The 15761-nt window shown below is 71.4% G+C and carries 18 protein-coding genes; 13 read left to right on the top strand and 5 right to left on the bottom strand.

What is annotated here, in order from left to right; genetic code table 11:
* Positions 1-11: 11 nt before the first annotated feature.
* Positions 12-1499 (bottom strand): DHA2 family efflux MFS transporter permease subunit, encoded by a 1488-nt coding sequence (locus ACRAWC_RS04510; RefSeq protein WP_431346680.1) that lies wholly within the window; start codon positions 1497-1499, stop codon positions 12-14.
* Positions 1500-1604: 105 nt separating this feature from the next.
* Here ACRAWC_RS04510 and ACRAWC_RS04505 point away from each other — a divergent pair, with 105 nt between their 5' ends.
* From ACRAWC_RS04505 to ACRAWC_RS04480, 6 genes are read left to right on the top strand one after another with little or no spacing between them, the layout of a single operon-like run.
* Positions 1605-2243, top strand: a complete 639-nt coding sequence (locus tag ACRAWC_RS04505) for a TetR/AcrR family transcriptional regulator (protein WP_431346679.1) — start codon at positions 1605-1607, stop codon at positions 2241-2243.
* A complete protein-coding gene (truB, locus tag ACRAWC_RS04500) occupies positions 2240-3163 on the top strand; it encodes a tRNA pseudouridine(55) synthase TruB (protein WP_431346678.1) in 924 nt (307 codons plus the stop codon). Before ACRAWC_RS04505 ends, truB begins: the two co-directional genes overlap by 4 nt.
* Complete coding sequence (locus tag ACRAWC_RS04495; protein ID WP_431346677.1) at positions 3160-3528, top strand: hypothetical protein; 369 nt, start codon at positions 3160-3162, stop codon at positions 3526-3528. The genes truB and ACRAWC_RS04495 overlap by 4 nt, the downstream gene beginning before the upstream one ends.
* Positions 3529-3572: 44 nt before the next feature.
* Positions 3573-4052 (top strand): hypothetical protein, encoded by a 480-nt coding sequence (locus ACRAWC_RS04490; RefSeq protein WP_431346676.1) that lies wholly within the window; start codon positions 3573-3575, stop codon positions 4050-4052.
* A complete protein-coding gene (locus ACRAWC_RS04485; RefSeq protein ID WP_431346675.1) occupies positions 4049-4993 on the top strand; it encodes a bifunctional riboflavin kinase/FAD synthetase in 945 nt (314 codons plus the stop codon). The genes ACRAWC_RS04490 and ACRAWC_RS04485 overlap by 4 nt, the downstream gene beginning before the upstream one ends.
* A complete protein-coding gene (locus tag ACRAWC_RS04480; protein WP_431346674.1) occupies positions 4990-6228 on the top strand; it encodes a CynX/NimT family MFS transporter in 1239 nt (412 codons plus the stop codon). Before ACRAWC_RS04485 ends, ACRAWC_RS04480 begins: the two co-directional genes overlap by 4 nt.
* Positions 6229-6307: 79 nt before the next feature.
* On the opposite strand, the gene ACRAWC_RS04475 is transcribed toward ACRAWC_RS04480, so the two are convergent.
* Positions 6308-7285 carry an ROK family protein gene (locus tag ACRAWC_RS04475; RefSeq protein ID WP_431346673.1) on the bottom strand — a complete coding sequence of 326 codons (978 nt, stop codon included), beginning with the start codon at positions 7283-7285 and terminating at the stop codon, positions 6308-6310.
* Positions 7286-7365: 80 nt separating this feature from the next.
* Between ACRAWC_RS04475 and ACRAWC_RS04470 the strand changes: the two genes are divergently transcribed.
* Genes ACRAWC_RS04470 through ACRAWC_RS04450 form a run of 5 tightly spaced genes read left to right on the top strand, consistent with a single transcriptional unit; the run spans position 7366 to position 12436 of the window.
* A complete protein-coding gene (locus ACRAWC_RS04470; protein WP_431346672.1) occupies positions 7366-8337 on the top strand; it encodes a sugar-binding transcriptional regulator in 972 nt (323 codons plus the stop codon).
* Entirely contained in the window at positions 8334-9374 is a 1041-nt protein-coding gene (gene deoC, locus ACRAWC_RS04465; protein WP_431346671.1) for a deoxyribose-phosphate aldolase, read from the top strand. Before ACRAWC_RS04470 ends, deoC begins: the two co-directional genes overlap by 4 nt.
* A gap of 17 nt (positions 9375-9391) precedes the next feature.
* Entirely contained in the window at positions 9392-10927 is a 1536-nt protein-coding gene (locus ACRAWC_RS04460; protein ID WP_431346670.1) for an aldehyde dehydrogenase family protein, read from the top strand.
* Positions 10924-11784, top strand: coding sequence for an aldehyde dehydrogenase family protein (locus ACRAWC_RS04455; protein ID WP_431346669.1), 861 nt, complete (start codon positions 10924-10926; stop codon positions 11782-11784). The genes ACRAWC_RS04460 and ACRAWC_RS04455 overlap by 4 nt, the downstream gene beginning before the upstream one ends.
* A gap of 58 nt (positions 11785-11842) precedes the next feature.
* Positions 11843-12436, top strand: a complete 594-nt coding sequence (locus ACRAWC_RS04450; RefSeq protein WP_431346668.1) for an SGNH/GDSL hydrolase family protein — start codon at positions 11843-11845, stop codon at positions 12434-12436.
* Between the two features lie 3 nt (positions 12437-12439).
* On the opposite strand, the gene ACRAWC_RS04445 is transcribed toward ACRAWC_RS04450, so the two are convergent.
* The 3 genes from ACRAWC_RS04445 to ACRAWC_RS04435 all read right to left on the bottom strand — a co-directional run bounded on the left by ACRAWC_RS04445 (position 12440) and on the right by ACRAWC_RS04435 (position 14590).
* Entirely contained in the window at positions 12440-13714 is a 1275-nt protein-coding gene (locus ACRAWC_RS04445) for a M20/M25/M40 family metallo-hydrolase (protein WP_431349361.1), read from the bottom strand.
* A gap of 68 nt (positions 13715-13782) precedes the next feature.
* A complete protein-coding gene (locus ACRAWC_RS04440) occupies positions 13783-14310 on the bottom strand; it encodes an O-acetyl-ADP-ribose deacetylase (RefSeq protein ID WP_431346667.1) in 528 nt (175 codons plus the stop codon).
* Between the two features lies 1 nt (position 14311).
* On the bottom strand, positions 14312-14590 hold the full coding sequence (locus tag ACRAWC_RS04435; protein ID WP_431346666.1) for a metal-sensitive transcriptional regulator: 279 nt from the start codon (positions 14588-14590) through the stop codon (positions 14312-14314).
* A 151-nt stretch (positions 14591-14741) separates the two neighbouring features.
* On the opposite strand from ACRAWC_RS04435, the gene ACRAWC_RS04430 reads away from it, so the two are divergent.
* Entirely contained in the window at positions 14742-15170 is a 429-nt protein-coding gene (locus tag ACRAWC_RS04430) for an RbsD/FucU domain-containing protein (protein WP_431346665.1), read from the top strand.
* Positions 15171-15282: 112 nt separating this feature from the next.
* The gene (locus ACRAWC_RS04425) at positions 15283-15618 is read left to right on the top strand and encodes a DUF6804 family protein (protein ID WP_431346664.1); all 336 of its coding nucleotides are present in this window, start codon (positions 15283-15285) and stop codon (positions 15616-15618) included.
* Positions 15619-15761 lie beyond the last annotated feature (143 nt).

Below are 15761 nucleotides of genomic sequence, written 5' to 3'. Positions count from 1 at the left end.
ACCCCTGTTCGTCAGCTTGCGAGGGCCACGGCGGGCTCGACGGGCGCGCTGGGCGCCTCGGCGGCGTGGGCGGCCGCCGCGAGCTCCGCGGCGCGGCGGCGGCTGGGCAGGGCGACCGAGATCACGGCGGCCAGCGCCAGCGCCCCCGCGCCGACCCAGACAGCCGGGATGGCGGCGTTCACGTACCCGGTCGGGGTCAGCGTGCCGCCCGCGCCGGTGAACACCGCGGTCAGTACCGCGACGCCGAGCGCGACGCCGATCTCCCGCAACGTGGAGTTCGCGCCGGAGGCCTTCGCGTGGTCGGCCGTGCGCATGTTCGCCAGCACGGCGGTCGAGCTGGGCGCGAACACCAGGCCCATCCCGACGCCGGCGAGCAGGAACGGCGGCCACATCTGCGAGTACGGCAGGTCGGCGGAGAGCGTCCCGGCGATCCACGCCATTGCGCCGGCGAGGAACACCAGCCCGACGACGATCGGGAGGCGGGTGCCGGTCCGCCCGGACACCAGCCCGGTCAGCGGCGCGACGACCATCGGCGCCAGCGTCCACGGCATCGTCATCACGCCGGCCTCCAGCGGGGTGTGCCCCTGGACGACCTGGAGGAACTGGATGAGGATGAAGATCGCGCCGAAGATCCCGAAACTGAACGTGACGCCGACGAGGTTCGCGACGGTGAAGCTGCGGTCGCGGAACAGCCGCAGCGGCAGCAGCGGTGCGGAGGTGCGCGACTCCCAGAACACGAACGCGACCAGCAGCGCGCCTCCGGCGAGGAGCGAGAACAGCACCTCGGCGCTGTCCCAGCCCGCGTCGTTGCCGCGGACGATGCCGTAGACCAGCCCGAGCACGCCGGGCGCGGCGAGCAGCAGGCCGACGATGTCCGCGCGCACGCGGTCGCCGAAGCTGTTCGGGAGGGCGAGGAGCACCAGCGGGACGGCGATGACGCCGAGCGGGACGTTGAGCCAGAAGATGGCCTGCCAGTTCCAGCCCTGCACGACCGCGCCGCCGATCAGCGGGCCGAGGGCGACGCCGAGGCCGGAGATCCCTCCCCAGATGCCGATGGCGGCCGGGCGGAGGCGCTGGCTGACGCTGCCGGCCAGCAGGGTGAGCGAGAGAGGGAGGAGAGCGGCCGCGCCCGCGCCCTGCACGGCGCGGGCCGCGATCAGCATCCACGGCTCGGTCGCGAGGGCGCTGGCAGCGCTGGCGAGCGTGAAGACGATGATGCCGCCGAGGAACACCGAGCGGCGGCCGAGCCGGTCGCCCATCCCCACGGCCATCAGCATGAGCGTCGCGAAGCTGAGCGTGTAGGCGTTGACCACCCACTGCAGCTGCTCGATGGACGCGCTGAGGTCGCGGGCGATGACGGGGAGTGCGCTCGTGACGACCAGGTTGTCGAGGGTCGCCATGAACATCGGGAGGGAGGCCGCGACGATCGCGAGCCAGACGGGGATGCGGCGCGCCGGGGAGCCGACGCGTTCCGTGCGTGATGTGCGGAGAGCAGTCATGGGACTTCGCTTCCTGGGATCGGATGGCGGGTTTCGCGGGTATGATTTTGTTAGTAATCGAATGATTACAACGAACGATAGTAATCGGTTGATAACATGTCAAGCATGACTTCGGCGATCAGTGAACGGATCCCCTCGGCCGAGCGGCGCGAGCAGATCCTCGGCGCGGCGAGCCTCGTGTTCGGGGAACGCGGCTACTTCGGCGCGACCACCGACCAGATCGCCAAGGCGGCCGGCATCAGCCAGCCCTACGTGGTGCGGATGTTCGGCAGCAAGGAGAACCTCTTCGTCGAGGTCCTCCAGCGCGCGCTCGACAAGCTGCTCACCGGCTTCCAGTCCACGATCGACGACTGGAAGGCCGACGGATCGCCCGCGGGCGAGGACGCCGCGGTCGGCGAGCATCACGAGATCGGCCGACGGCTCGGTCTGGCGTACGTCAACCTCATCGAGGACCGCGGAATCCTGCTCTCGCTCATGCAGGCCTTCGGGATGGGCAACGACGCCGTGATCGGCGGGCGCGCCCGCGAGGGATTCCTGGCGATCTACAAGATGGTCCGCGACCAGGTCGGCTTCTCGCCGGACGAGGCGCGCACCTTCCTGGCCGAGGGGATGCTGCTCAACACGCTGCTCGGACTCAAGCTGCCCGCCGAGTACGGCAAGGACGTCTGCGCCACCGAGATCATCGAGTCCACCTTCCGCACCAAGCTGCAGCTGGTCCTCGACATCTCGGGCGAGAACGCATGACGGGCAGCGGTCTGATCCTGGTCGACAAGCCGGGAGGCTGGACGAGTCACGACGTCGTCGCGCGCGTGCGCCGCCTGGCCGGCACACGCAAGGTGGGGCACGCGGGAACGCTCGACCCGATGGCGACGGGGCTGCTCATCCTGGGCCTCAACTCGTCCACACGGCTGCTGACCTACATCGTCGGCGCCGACAAGGAGTACCTGGCGACCATCCGGCTCGGCGCGACCACGACGACCGACGACGCCGAGGGCGATGTGGTCACGGAGGCCGACCCGCCCGCCGTCGCCGCCGTGTCGGACGAGGACATCGCGCGCGGCATCCGGGCGCTCACCGGCGAGATCGAGCAGGTCCCGAGCGCGGTGAGCGCGATCAAGGTCGACGGCAAGCGCGCCTACGCGCGGGTCCGGGCGGGCGAGGAGGTCGTCCTCCAGGCGCGCGCGGTGACCATCGCGGAGTTCGAACTGCTGGCGGCGCGACGGCTGCCCGACCCCGCGACGCCGGTCGCGATCGAGCTCGACGTGCGCGTGGTCTGCTCCTCCGGCACCTACATCCGGTCGCTCGCGCGCGACCTCGGCGCCGATCTGGGCGTCGGCGGCCACCTCACCGCGCTTCGCCGGACGCGGGTCGGACCGTTCGAGGTGCGGGAGGCCGGCGAACTCGATACGCTCGATCCCGCGGCGGCCCTCATCCCCGCCGCACGAGCCGCCTCCGACCTCTTCGAGACGCTCGAGCTGACCGAGCAGCAGGCGATCGACCTGACGCACGGCCGGCGCATCCACATCGCCGACCGGGAGGGACCGGGAGGCGGACCCGTCGCGGCCATCGCCCCCGGCGGCCACCTCGTGGGACTCATCGAGTTCCGCGGAAAGGAAGCCAGGACCCTCGTGAACTTCCCGACCGACGAGATCGCCTCCGCATGATCGAGTGGTTCGTGGCGCTGCAGGTCGGTGTCGCCGTGGTGGCCGGCGTGCTCTGCCTGGTGCTCGGGTTCGCCGGGCGGGTCCCCGGCGACCTCACGATGGGCGCCGTCGCGCTGGTCGAGCTGCTGCTCATCGTGCAGCTCGTGATGGCGATCGTGGCCCCGCTGGTGGGCAACCCGCCCACGGGAAGTCTCGCGGAGTTCTACATCTACCTGATCTCGGCGCTGCTGCTGCCGCTCGCCGGCGGCTTCTGGGCGCTGATCGAGCGCAACCGGTGGAGCACCGTCATCCTGGGCGGGGTCTGCCTCGCCATCGCGGTGATGGTGTACCGGATGGGGCAGATCTGGTTCGTGCAGGGCGCCTGACCCGGCGCGAGAAGACGTCAGCGGCGCGAATAGAATCGTTACCGATGTCCCACAACACCATGTCCGCCCGCGAGCAGAGCGGGGGCGAGGCTCCCAGGCGCCGCGTCTCCGGCGTCGGCCGCGTCCTCGTGTTCGTCTACGGCGTGCTGGCGCTCGCCGCGACCGGCCGCAGCGTCTTCCAGATCATCGACCGTTTCCACGAGGCGCCGGTCGCCTTCACGCTCTCCGGGCTCTCCGCGGTCGTCTATATCGTGGCGACTATCGCGCTCATCGCGCCGGGGCGGGTCTGGTACCGGGTGGCGTGGATCACGATCACTTTCGAGCTGGTGGGCGTCCTGGTGATCGGGACGCTCAGCCTGTTCGCCCCGGCGACGCTCGGCCTCCACGACATCGACCCGTTCGGGCGGGACGCGACCGTGTGGTCGGTCTACGGCATGGGCTACCTGTTCATCCCGCTGGTCCTGCCGATCCTCGGCCTCCTCTACCTGTCGAAGCACAAGCCGCGCGACGGGGAGGCTTCGTGAGGGTGTTCGGCTCCCTCGAGGAGATCCCCGACGGCTTCGGGCCGAGCGCGGTGACCATCGGCAAGTTCGACGGCGTGCACACCGGCCACCGCGCGGTGATCGAACGGTTGCGCGCGGTCGCGGCCGAGCGCGGGCTGACCGCGGCGGTCATCACCTTCGACCGCAACCCGCTGGAGCTGCTGGCGCCGGAGAAGTGCCCCGCCTCGCTGGTGAGCAACCGGCAGAAGCTGGAGCTCCTGGCCGAGACCGGCATCGACGCGACGCTCATGGTCGCCTTCGACCGGCCGCTCGCGGACCTCCCTCCCGCGGAATTCGTCCACCGCATCCTGGTCGAGCGTCTGCACGCCGCCGCCGTGCTGGTCGGCAGCGATTTCCGCTTCGGCGCCCGCGGGGCCGGGGACGTCGCGCTGCTGCGCGAGCTGGGGGAACGCTACGGCTACACCGTGGAGCTGATCGACGACGTGCGGCCCGAGCACGGCCGCCGGGTGTCCTCCACCTGGATCCGCGAGCTGCTGGCCGCCGGCGACGTCGGGCACGCCGCCGAACTGCTCGGCACCGTCCCGACCGTGCGCGGGGTCGTCGTCCACGGTGCGGCGCGCGGCCGCGAGCTCGGCTTCCCGACCGCGAACCTGTCGCCGGAGTCGGAGGGCCTCATCCCGGCCGACGGCGTCTACGCCGGCTGGCTGACCGACGACGACGGCAGCCGCTACCCCGCCGCGATCTCGGTCGGCAACAACCCGACGTTCGAGGGCGTGCCGCAGAAGCAGGTGGAGGCGTACGTGCTCGACCGCGAGCTCGACCTCTACGGCCACACGGTCGACGTCGCGTTCTCGGAGCGCATCCGCGGCATGGTCGCCTACGCCGGGATCGAGCCGCTGATCGCGCAGATCACCGCCGACGTGGAGCAGGCCCGGCGCATCCTGACGGCCGAGCGCGCGTGAGCGAGGCCACGCCGGACACCGCCTCCACGGCCTCGGCGCCGCGTCCGCTCTGGCAGGGCCGGGCGGTCGCGCTGCTCGGCATCCTGCTGGTCGCGGCCAACCTGAGGACCGCGGTCGCCGCGCTGTCGCCGATCTTCACGGAGATCCGTGTCGAGTTCCCGGTGTCCAGCGTCGGCGTCGGACTGCTCGGGATGCTGCCGCCGGTCTGCTTCGCGCTGTTCGGCCTCCTCGCGCCGACATTCACCCGCCGGCTCGCGTTGGAGGCCGTGCTGCTGATCGCGCTCGGCGTGATGCTGGCCGGGCACCTCCTCCGCGCCACGGCCGGGTCGTTCGTCATGCTGGCGGTCGGGTCGGCGGTCACGTTCGCCGGCATGGGCGTCGGCAACGTCCTGCTGCCTCCGCTGGTGAAGCGTTACTTCCCCGATCGGATCGGGCTGGTGACGTCGCTCTATGCGACCGTGATGTCGGTCAGCACCCTGCTGCCACCGCTCGTGGCCGTCCCGGTCGCGGACTCCGCCGGCTGGCATGTGTCGGTCGGGATGTGGGCGCTGGTCAGCGTGCTGGCGATCCTGCCGTGGCTGCGCATCCTGATCACGCACCGGCCGGCGCATCCCGCACACGATGTGGAGGTCGAGGAGGCCGACCACTCGCTGGTCCGCCGGATCTGGCGCTCGGGCCTGGCCTGGGCGATGGCGATCGTGTTCGCGGTGTCGAGCCTCAACGCCTACGCGATGTTCGCGTGGCTGCCGCAGCTCGTCCACGACGTCGCCGGAACGCCGCCCGCCAAGGCGGGCGCCCTGCTGTCGGTCTACGCCGGGATGGGCATCCCGGCCGGCCTGCTGGTGCCGCTGCTGGCCGCGCGGATGCGGAACGTCTCGGTGCTGATCTACGCGGGCGTCGCGTTCTTCGTCGCGGGCTACGCCGGGCTGGTGTTCGCGCCGGCGACGGCGACCTGGCTGTGGGTGGCGTTCGCCGGTCTCGGCCCGCTGCTGTTCCCGCTGAGCCTGGTCCTGATCAACGTGCGCACGCGCACGCACGCCGGCTCGGTCGCGCTGAGCGGCTTCACGCAGGGCCTCGGCTACACGCTCGGCGCGCTCGGCCCGCTCGTGGTCGGCATCCTCCACCAGGTCACCGGCGGCTGGACCGTGCCGCTCGTGGTCCTCACCGCGACGGCCCTCGCGGCCGCAGCCGCGGGCGCCGTCGTCGCGCGCCCCACCCCGCTCGAAGACCGCTGACCCCAGCCATCTCTTCCTCACTTTCTCCCGCGACACGCCGGTGCAGAGCGGGAGAAAGTGAGGAAGCGATGGCTGCGGGCTAGTCGCGGGGGTTGGTCGGGAGGAGGGCGCTGCGGTGGATGAGGGCGGCCGCGCCGATGAGCGGGCCCTCGGAGGAGAGGGCGCTCGGGACGATGCGCACCTTGCGCACGAACGGGAAGTAGTGGGCTTCGATCACCTCGCGCATGTGCGCGAACAGGTCGGGCGTGGAATGCGAGAAGCCTCCGCCGATGGCGACCAGTTCCAGGTCGAGCAGCGCTGTCGCCGAGGCGATCGCGTGGCCGACGGCGCGGCCGGTGCGGGTGATCGCCGCGACGGCGACCTCGTCGCCGGAGGCGTAGGCGGCGGCGAGCTCCTCGCCGGTCGTGCCGGTGAAGCCCTGGCGGCGAGCCCAGGCGACGGTGTGCGGGCCGGAGGCGATGGCCTCCAGGGCGTAGGGGGCGCCGAACGTGTCCTCGCCCCTCAGCGCTTCTCCGGCGAAGGTGGCCCCGACCTCCACGTGCCCGATGTGCCCGGCGTTGCCGGTCGGGCCGGTGATGACGCGGCCGTCGACGATGAGGCCGCCGCCGATGCCCGTCGAGATCACCATCCCCATCACGTTGTCGACGCCCTGCGCCGCGCCCACCCAGTGCTCGGCCATCGTGATCGCCACGCCGTCCATCTCCAGCGTCACCGGCACGTCGAGGCCGAGGGAGGTCACCACCGAGCCGATGAAGTCACGGAGCGGGTAGTCGCGCCAGTCCGGCACGTTGAGCGGCGAGACGAGCCCGTGCTTGCGGTCGATCGGTCCGGCGCAGCCGATGCCGACGCCGACGATCGTGGCGCCCTCCGGGAGGCCGGCGAGCGCGTCGCGGACGACACCGCCGACCGAGGACTCGAGGTCGGCGACCGTCGCTGTGCGACCGGTGGGGCGACGGTGGCGGGAGCCGCCGAGGAGGACGCCGTCCGCGTCCACGAGGGCGGCTTCGACCTTGGTTCCGCCGAAGTCGACGGCGAGTGCGAGGGGAGAGGCAGACACGAGCCAACGATAAACGAAACCGGCCCCGCTCATTTGAGCAAAGAGCGCGCAACCGTTGCACCCCGTCCTAAGCTGGTCGGGTGGCCCTGAACGATACCGACGAGATCCTCGCCGTCAAAGCCGCAGAGCTGTACTACGAAGCCGGCAAGACCCAGGACGAGATCGGCGTCGCCCTCAACGTCTCCCGGTGGAAGGTCGGCCGGCTCCTGGTGGCGGCGCGCGAGCACGGCTTCGTGCGCATCGAGATCGTGCACCCGAGCGCCAGGAAGTTCTCACTGGAGCGCGAGCTGTGCGGCTTCTACGGGCTGGTGGACGCCGTCGTGGTCCCCGCCGCCGACTCCGACTCCGACTCGCAGGCCCGTGTCGCGCAGGCCGCGGCCGACTACCTCACGACCCTTCGTCCCGTCCCGCGCACGCTCGGCGTGAGCTGGGGCCGCACCCTCCACGCCGTCGCCGCGCGGCTGCGCCCGGGCTGGGCCGTGGGCGTGAACCCCGTCCAGATCAACGGCAGCGTGTCGAGCACGCGGCAGGCGACCGCCGCGGCGGACACGGCCGTGGTGATGGCCCGCAAGGCCCAGGGCACCGCCACCCTGCTCCCGAGCCCGGCGATCTTCGAGCACGCGGCCACGCGCCGCGCGATCGAGGCCGACCGGTCCGTGCAGTCGGTGCTGGAGCTCGCCCGCAGTGCGAACGCCTACCTGTTCAGCGCCGGAGTGGTCGACACGAGTTCCGTCCACGTCGACTCCGGCTACCTGTCGCCGGAGGACGTGCTCGCCCTGGCCGACAAGGGCGCCGTCGGCGACGTCGTCGGCCGGTTCATCGACGACGCCGGGCAGGTCGCCGATCCCGAGCTCGACGGCCGCACCCTCGGCCTCACCCTCGACGAGCTCCGCAACGCCGGCACCTCCATCGCGGTCATCGCCGGGGAGGCCAAGCACGGCATCGCCCACGCGGTCGTCGCCAGCGGGCTGTGCACCATTCTGATCACCGACGAGTCGACCGCCAACGACCTCCTCGGCCGTGCGCCGAACATGAGAAAGCAGACGTCATGACCATCGAAACGACACCGCCGGTGCGCACTCTCGCGCCGGCGGCCCGCGCCGTCGAGGTGCTGGGCGGCGACCTCACCGAGGGCTCGCTCCGGCGTTACCTCGGCGGCATCCCCGGTGTGGACGCGGTCGGGCTGGAGCAGCGCGCGGCCGGCCTCGGCACCCGCTCCATCAAGACCACCACCAAGGCCTGGGCGCTCGACAAGATCATCGAGCTGATCGACCTGACCACGCTGGAGGGCGCGGACACGCCCGGCAAGGTGCGCTCGCTCGTCGCCAAGGCCCTCACGCCCGACCCGAGCGACCTGACCGCCCCGCGGCCCGCCGCGGTGTGCGTGTACGGCGACATGGTGCCCTACGCCGTGGAGGCGCTGGGCGCCTCCCACGCCGGCCGCATGGCCCGCGAGACCGGGCAGACCGGCGGCATCAACGTCGCCGCCGTCGCCACCGCCTTCCCGTCCGGCCGCGCCTCGCTGCCGGTCAAGCTCGCCGACACCTCCGACGCCGTCGCGGCCGGCGCGGACGAGATCGACATGGTCATCGACCGCGGCGCGTTCCTCTCCGGCCGGTACGGGCTCGTCTTCGACGAGATCGTGGCCGTCAAGGAGGCCTGCCGCCGCGACGACGGCAGCTACGCCCACCTCAAGGTCATCCTGGAGACCGGCGAACTGAACACCTACGACAACGTGCGCCGTGCGTCCTGGCTGAGCATCCTCGCGGGCGCCGACTTCATCAAGACCTCCACCGGCAAGGTGTCGCCCGCCGCGACCCTCCCGGTGACGCTGCTGATGCTGGAGGTCGTGCGCGACTGGCACCGCCTGACAGGCGAGGAGATCGGCGTGAAGCCGGCGGGCGGCATCCGCTCGTCGAAGGACGCCATCAAGTACCTCGTGACGGTCGCGGAGACCGTCGGCGAGCGCTGGCTGCAGCCGCACCTGTTCCGGTTCGGCGCCTCCAGCCTGCTCAACGACGTGCTGCTGCAGCGCCAGAAGCTGCACACCGGGCACTACTCCGGCGCCGACTACGTGACCATCGACTGAGACGGGACGACAACACCATGAGCTTCCTCGAGTACGCCCCGGCCCCCGAGTCGCGCGCCATCCTCAACCTGCGCGACCAGTACGGCCTCTTCATCGACGGCGAGTTCGTCGACGGGCACGGCACTCCCTTCCAGACCATCTCTCCGGCGACGGAGGAGCGCATCGCGACGATCGCGACCGCCGACTCCGCCGACGTCGACCGTGCCGTCGCCGCCGCCCGGCGCGCCTACGACCGGGTCTGGTCGCGGATGAGCGGCAGCGACCGCGGCAAGTACCTGTTCCGCATCGCCCGCCTCATTCAGGAGCGCGCCCGCGAGCTCGCCGTGGCCGAGAGCCTGGACAACGGCAAGCCGATCAAGGAGAGCCGCGACGTCGACGTGCCCCTGGTCGCCGCCTGGTTCTTCTACTACGCCGGCTGGGCCGACAAGCTGGAGCACGCCGGTCTCGGCCCCGCGCCGCGTGCGCTGGGCGTGGCAGCGCAGGTCATCCCGTGGAACTTCCCGCTGCTCATGCTGGCGTGGAAGATCGCGCCGGCCCTCGCCGCGGGCAACACGGTCGTGCTGAAGCCCGCGGAGACCACCCCGCTGACCGCGCTGCTGTTCGCCGAGATCGTGCAGCAGGCCGACCTCCCCGCCGGTGTCGTCAACATCGTCACGGGCGCGGGGGAGACCGGCCGCGAGCTGGTCGCCCACCCGGACGTGAACAAGGTCGCCTTCACCGGCTCCACCGCCGTCGGCCGCGAGATCGCGCGCTCGGTGGCCGGCACCGAGAAGAAGCTCACGCTGGAGCTCGGCGGCAAGGCCGCGAACATCGTCTTCGACGACGCGCCGATCGACCAGGCCATCGAGGGCATCGTCAACGGCATCTTCTTCAACCAGGGCCACGTCTGCTGCGCGGGCAGCCGCCTGCTGGTGCAGGAGAGCGTGCACGACGAGGTCGTCGACCGCCTGAAGCGCCGCCTCTCCACGCTGCGCCTCGGCGACCCGCTGGACAAGAACACCGACATCGGCGCGATCAACAGCGCCGAGCAGCTCCAGCGCATCCGTGAGCTCTCCGATATCGGGGAGGCCGAGGGCGCCGACCGTTGGACCGCCGAGTGCGCGATCCCCGAGAACGGCTTCTGGTTCGCCCCGACCATCTTCGACAACGTGTCGACCAGCCACCGGATCGCCCGCGAGGAGATCTTCGGCCCGGTGCTGTCGGTGCTGACCTTCCGCACCCCGGCTGAGGCGATCGCCAAGGCGAACAACACGCCGTACGGCCTCTCGGCCGGCATCTGGACGGACAAGGGCAGCCGCATCCTGGCCGTCGCCGACCAGCTCCGCGCCGGGGTGATCTGGGCGAACACCTTCAACCGCTTCGACCCGGCCAGCCCGTTCGGCGGCTACAAGGAGTCCGGCTACGGACGCGAGGGCGGCCGTCACGGCCTCGGCGCCTACCTGGTGCCCGGGCGCTCGCTGCCCGCAGCACGTCCGGCGGTCACGGCCTCCGGCTCGCGCGCGGCCTCCCGCACCTCCACCCGCACCACGACCCGCAAGGGAGCGACGAAATGAGCCGCCTGGCCGTGCCGAAGACCTACAAGCTCTACATCGGCGGGAAGTTCCCGCGCTCCGAGTCCGGCCGCACCTTCGAGGTCGTCTCGTCGAAGGGGGCGTTCCTGGCGAACGCCGCCAAGGCCTCCCGCAAGGACGCCCGTGACGCCGTCGTCGCCGCGCGCGGCGCGTTGCCCGGTTGGGCCGGGGCGACCGCCTACAACCGCGGCCAGGTGCTCTACCGCATCGCCGAGCTGATGGAGGGCCGCCGGGCCCAGTTCGTGGACGAGATCGTGTCCTCGGAGGGCGTCTCGGCCGCCGTCGCCGGCGCCCAGGTGGACGAGGCGATCGACCGGTGGGTCTGGTATGCCGGCTGGGCCGACAAGTTCGTCCAGGTGGCGGGCAACGCCAACCCCGTCGCGGGCCCGTACTTCAACATCTCGGTGCCGGAGCCGACCGGAGTGGTCGCGATCGTCGCCCCGCAGGACTCCAGCCTGCTCGGCTTCGTCAGCGCCGTCGCCCCGGCGCTGGTGGCCGGCAACACGGTCGTCGTCGTGGCCAGCGAGCGCTTCCCGCTCTCGGCGATCAGCCTGAGCGAGGTGCTCGCGACCAGCGACGTGCCCGGCGGCGTGGTCAACATCCTCACCGGCTCGCCGGCGGAGATCGCCCCGTGGCTGGCCTCCCACGCCGACGTCAACGCGCTCGACCTGGTCGGCGCGGGAGCGCTCGAGTGGGTGGACCTGCAGATCGCCGCGGCCGACACGCTGAAGCGCGTCCTGACGCCGGAGAACGGCCCGGACGCCGCCGCACCGTCGCTCGACCGCATCGCGTTCTTCACCGAGACGAAGACGGTCTGGCACACCAAGTCGCTGCTGTAGCCGCCCGGTCGCCGTCGACACCCTTCCGACCTCCCACGTTCTGAGGGAGGATGGGAGGATGAGCGACGGGTGGGGATCGGGGAACGGGCCTCTCGTCCTGGTCGGCGACAGTCTGACCCAGGGCGGCGACTGGGCGGCGTGGCTGCCCGGCGAGGACGTCCTCAACCTCGGCGTCGCGGGCGACACCTCCGACGACGTGCTCGCCCGGCTGAGCGACGTGGTCGAGGCCCGCCCGGCGGTGGTCGCCCTCCTCATCGGAACCAACGACCTGGCCTGGCGCCGGTCCGTCGAGCACGTGGTCCGCAACGTCGAGACCATCCTGGTGACGCTTCGCAAGGAGCTGCCCGAGGTGCGCATCCTGGTGCAGTCGGTGATGCCGCGCGGCCACGAGTTCGCCGATCAGATCCGCGACATCAACCGCCACCTGTGGCAGTTCGCCCCCACCGTCCACGCCGCCTGGCTCGACCTCTGGCCGGCGATGGCACTGGAGGACGGTGAGCTGAACCCCGCGTACACGGACGACCGCCTCCACCTCAACGCGGAGGGGTACCGGGCGTGGCTGGGGGAGCTGGTGCCCGGGCTGGAGCGGGCACGGCAGCTGCCGCCGAGCAGCCGGGCGATCCAGTTGCCGGATCTGGGCGGGGCGGCGTAGGGGCTACCGCCCGCGCAGCACCTCTTCGTAGAACCGGATCCCCCGCAGCCACGTCGCCACGTGGATGCGCTCGTTCCGCGCGTGCAGGGTCCCGCGCTCCTCGGCGCTCATCGCGAAGGGCGTGAACCGGTACACGGCGTCGCTGATGGTCGTGAAGTGACGGCCGTCGCTCGCGGCGAGCATGATGTAGGGCGTCACCACCGCGTCCGGGTGCACGGCCGCGATGCTCTCTGCCACCGCCTCCCACTCCGGGCCGGTGGTGGGGGAGACCGGGGACGGCTCGGTGGGGTCGATCGTCTCGATGCGCACGAGCGGGTCGTGGATGGCGCGGCGGAGGTGGGCGACGGTCTCCGCGACGCTCGACCCGACTGCGATGCGCACGTTGAGCACCGCCGACGCGGTCTCCGGCAGCGCGTTGGCCGCGAGGCTGCCGCTCAGCTGCGTGACCGCGGTCGTCGTGCGGACCATGGCACGCGTCTCGTCGCTCAGCCGGCCGAGGACGGGGATTAGAGCCGGCTTCAGCCGCCGGGCGCGCGTGAACACTGCGCGCAGCGGGCCGGTGGCGTGCGCGCCGAGCGTCTCCACCATCTGGAGGTTCGTCTCTGAGAGCCGGGCAGGGAAGGGCCGGGCGTTCAGCCGCGTGATCGCGCGGGCCAGCCGGACGGTCGCCGTCATCTTCGGCGGGGTGGAGGCGTGGCCGCCCTGCTGCTCGACCGTCAGGCGGACGCTCGTGATGCCCTTCTCGCTCACTCCGACGACGGCGATCGGCTTGGTCACGCCGGGGAAGATACCCTCGACCACGGCTCCGCCCTCGTCCAGCACCAGGGTCGGCCGGACGCCCCGCCCGGCGAGAGCGGAGACGATCGCCTGCGCGCCGGAGCCGACCGTCTCCTCGTCGTGGCCGAAGCTGAGGTACACGTCTGCCGCGGGGGTGTGGCCGGCGGCGACGAGGGCCTCCACGGCCTCCAGGATGGCCGCCAGCGCACCCTTGTCGTCCAGGGTGCCGCGGCCCCAGAGCACGCGGTCGTCGCCGGAGCCGCTGAGCTCCGCGCCGAACGGCGGGTGCTCCCAGCCCTCGTCGGTGGCGGGGACGACGTCGTAGTGCGCCATCAGGACGGTGGGGGCGCCGTCGCCCGCGCCGCGCCACCGGTAGAGCAGCGAGCGGCCGTGTGTTTCGCGTTCCAGGACGCCGTGCAGGCGAGGGTACAGCTCGGGCAGCGCCGCCGCGAACGCGTCGAACGCTGCCCAGTCGGTCTCCTCGACCGCGCTGCGCGACATGGTCGGGATGCGCAGGAGCGTGCGGAACCGCTCGACGGCCACGTCGCCGTCGAAGCGGGGAGCGTCGCTCACTCGCCGGCCGCCGCGCGGAACGCCGCCAGGGCGTCATCGCTGAACAGCACGAAGCGCACCAGCTCGACCGAGCCGACGCCGGAGGACAGCACGGCGCGTGCGGTGCTCACCGCGATCCGTGCCGCGTCGTCCATCGGCCAGCCGTAGATCCCGGCGGACACGGCGGGGAAGGCGACGGTCTCCGCGCCGAGCTCGCGCGCGACCCGCAGCGACGACCGGTAGGCGTTCTGCAGGTCCGGAGTGCGGTCCTCGTGTTGCGCCCAGACCGGGCCGACGGTGTGGATGACCCACTGGGCGGGGAGGTCTCCCGCGGTGGTCGCCACGGCCTGACCTGTCGGCAGCCCGTCGGGCAGAGTGGTGGCGCGCAGCTGGCGGCAGGCGGCCAGGATGGCGGGGCCGCCGCGGCGGTGGATGGCGCCGTCGACTCCGCCCCCGCCGAGGAGGGAGCTGTTGGCAGCGTTGACGACCGCGTCCACGGCCTGCTCGGTGATGTCGCCGCGGACGATCTCGATCGGATCCGCCACGTCAGCCCCGGTTGTTCGAGAGCTCGTACACCTTCAGGAGCTCGAGGATGGCGTCGTCGCGCTGGTCCCCGCCCTCCTCGAACATCTCCGAGACGTGGGTCTTCAGATGGTTCTCGACGAGCAGCTTGTTGAGCGACCCGAGCGATTTCTGGATGGCGAGCGACTGGGTGATGATGTCGACGCAGTAGTCCTCGTTCTCGATCATCTTCTCGAGGCCGCGCAGCTGCCCCTCGAGGATGCGCGTGCGGTGCAGCGCCCGCTTCTTGATGTCTGCGATCACGCTTCCCAGGATACCGCGGAAACCGGATACCCCGGCGAGGTATGCGGAAGGATCCCATGCACCCCCTAAAGGGGGTGTGAGAGGACATACCGGGAGGTCTATCCTCCCAACAGGGGTTGAGAAATATTCGTTTTACAGGAAAGGCCCGACTTTGCTGAAGAACCTCAGCCCGCTGCTGTCCGGTGCGCTCTTGAGCGCCCTCGACGCTCTGCACGAAGGCGACACGCTTACCCTTGTCGGCAGCGGCTATCCCGAAGAAGCACTCACCGCGCCCATCGTCCTCCTGGGGGAGGACGTCACCACCGAAGCCGCCGCCGAGGCCATCCTCAGCGTGTTCCCGCTCGACACCGCAGACCCGTCGCCGATCGTCTTCCTCGACCTCGCCGACGAGCCGTACGACGTTCCCGACGTCGCCTTCGCGGTCAACGGCATCGCTTCGGACGCGGAGTTGCGTCGCATCCCGATGAGCCGGCTCGACCTCGAGCCGTTCGTCGAGTTGGCCCGCCGCTCCGCGGTCATCGTCCGTGTGGGATCGGACGCGCCGCCGTGCGCGTTCCTGTTCCACAGGGGCGCCCTCTGAACGCACTGCACCAGCAGCCGTCCGCGCCCCGGGGATGAGGTCTCGTCCCGGGGGCGCGGACCGTTCAGGGGCGCCGCCGGGCGCGTCCTGCCCGGTCGCTTAGAGTTGGACGGTGCCCTACACCCCGCAGCCGCCCGCCTACAACCGCGCCGCCCTGGCGCCCGGCATCCTCGGCGCTCTGGTGCTGCTCTTCGGGCTCGCGTTCGCGGACTGGTACACCTACATGGAGTACGCGGTCTGCATCCTGGCGCTCATCCTCTGCGTGTTCTCCTGGCAGGCGAGGAGCCGGTGGTGGCTGGCCGGGCTGATCCCCATTGCGGTGCTCTGGAACCCGATCTTCCCGGTGCCCGGGCTCACCCCGGCGTTGCCGTTGCTGAGCCTCGCCGCGGCCGCCGTCTTCGTCGCAGCGGGCATCCTGATCAAGATTCCGGCCGACACACGCCGCTGACCCGTCGCGATACGGTAAAATGACGGTTGCACGGCCGTCCTGCGTCGTGCGCCCGGCGTTCTGCGATGCTCGGTACGGACCACTCGGTTCCGCTCCCCGCCGCCGCGCCGGCCCTCACGCCAAATGGCGTCGCGTCCTCTGTC

Source organism: Leifsonia sp. L25, assembly GCF_050632895.1.
Note: the sequence above shows the minus strand (reverse complement) of the source record. Positions and strands in the feature narration are given on the sequence as shown.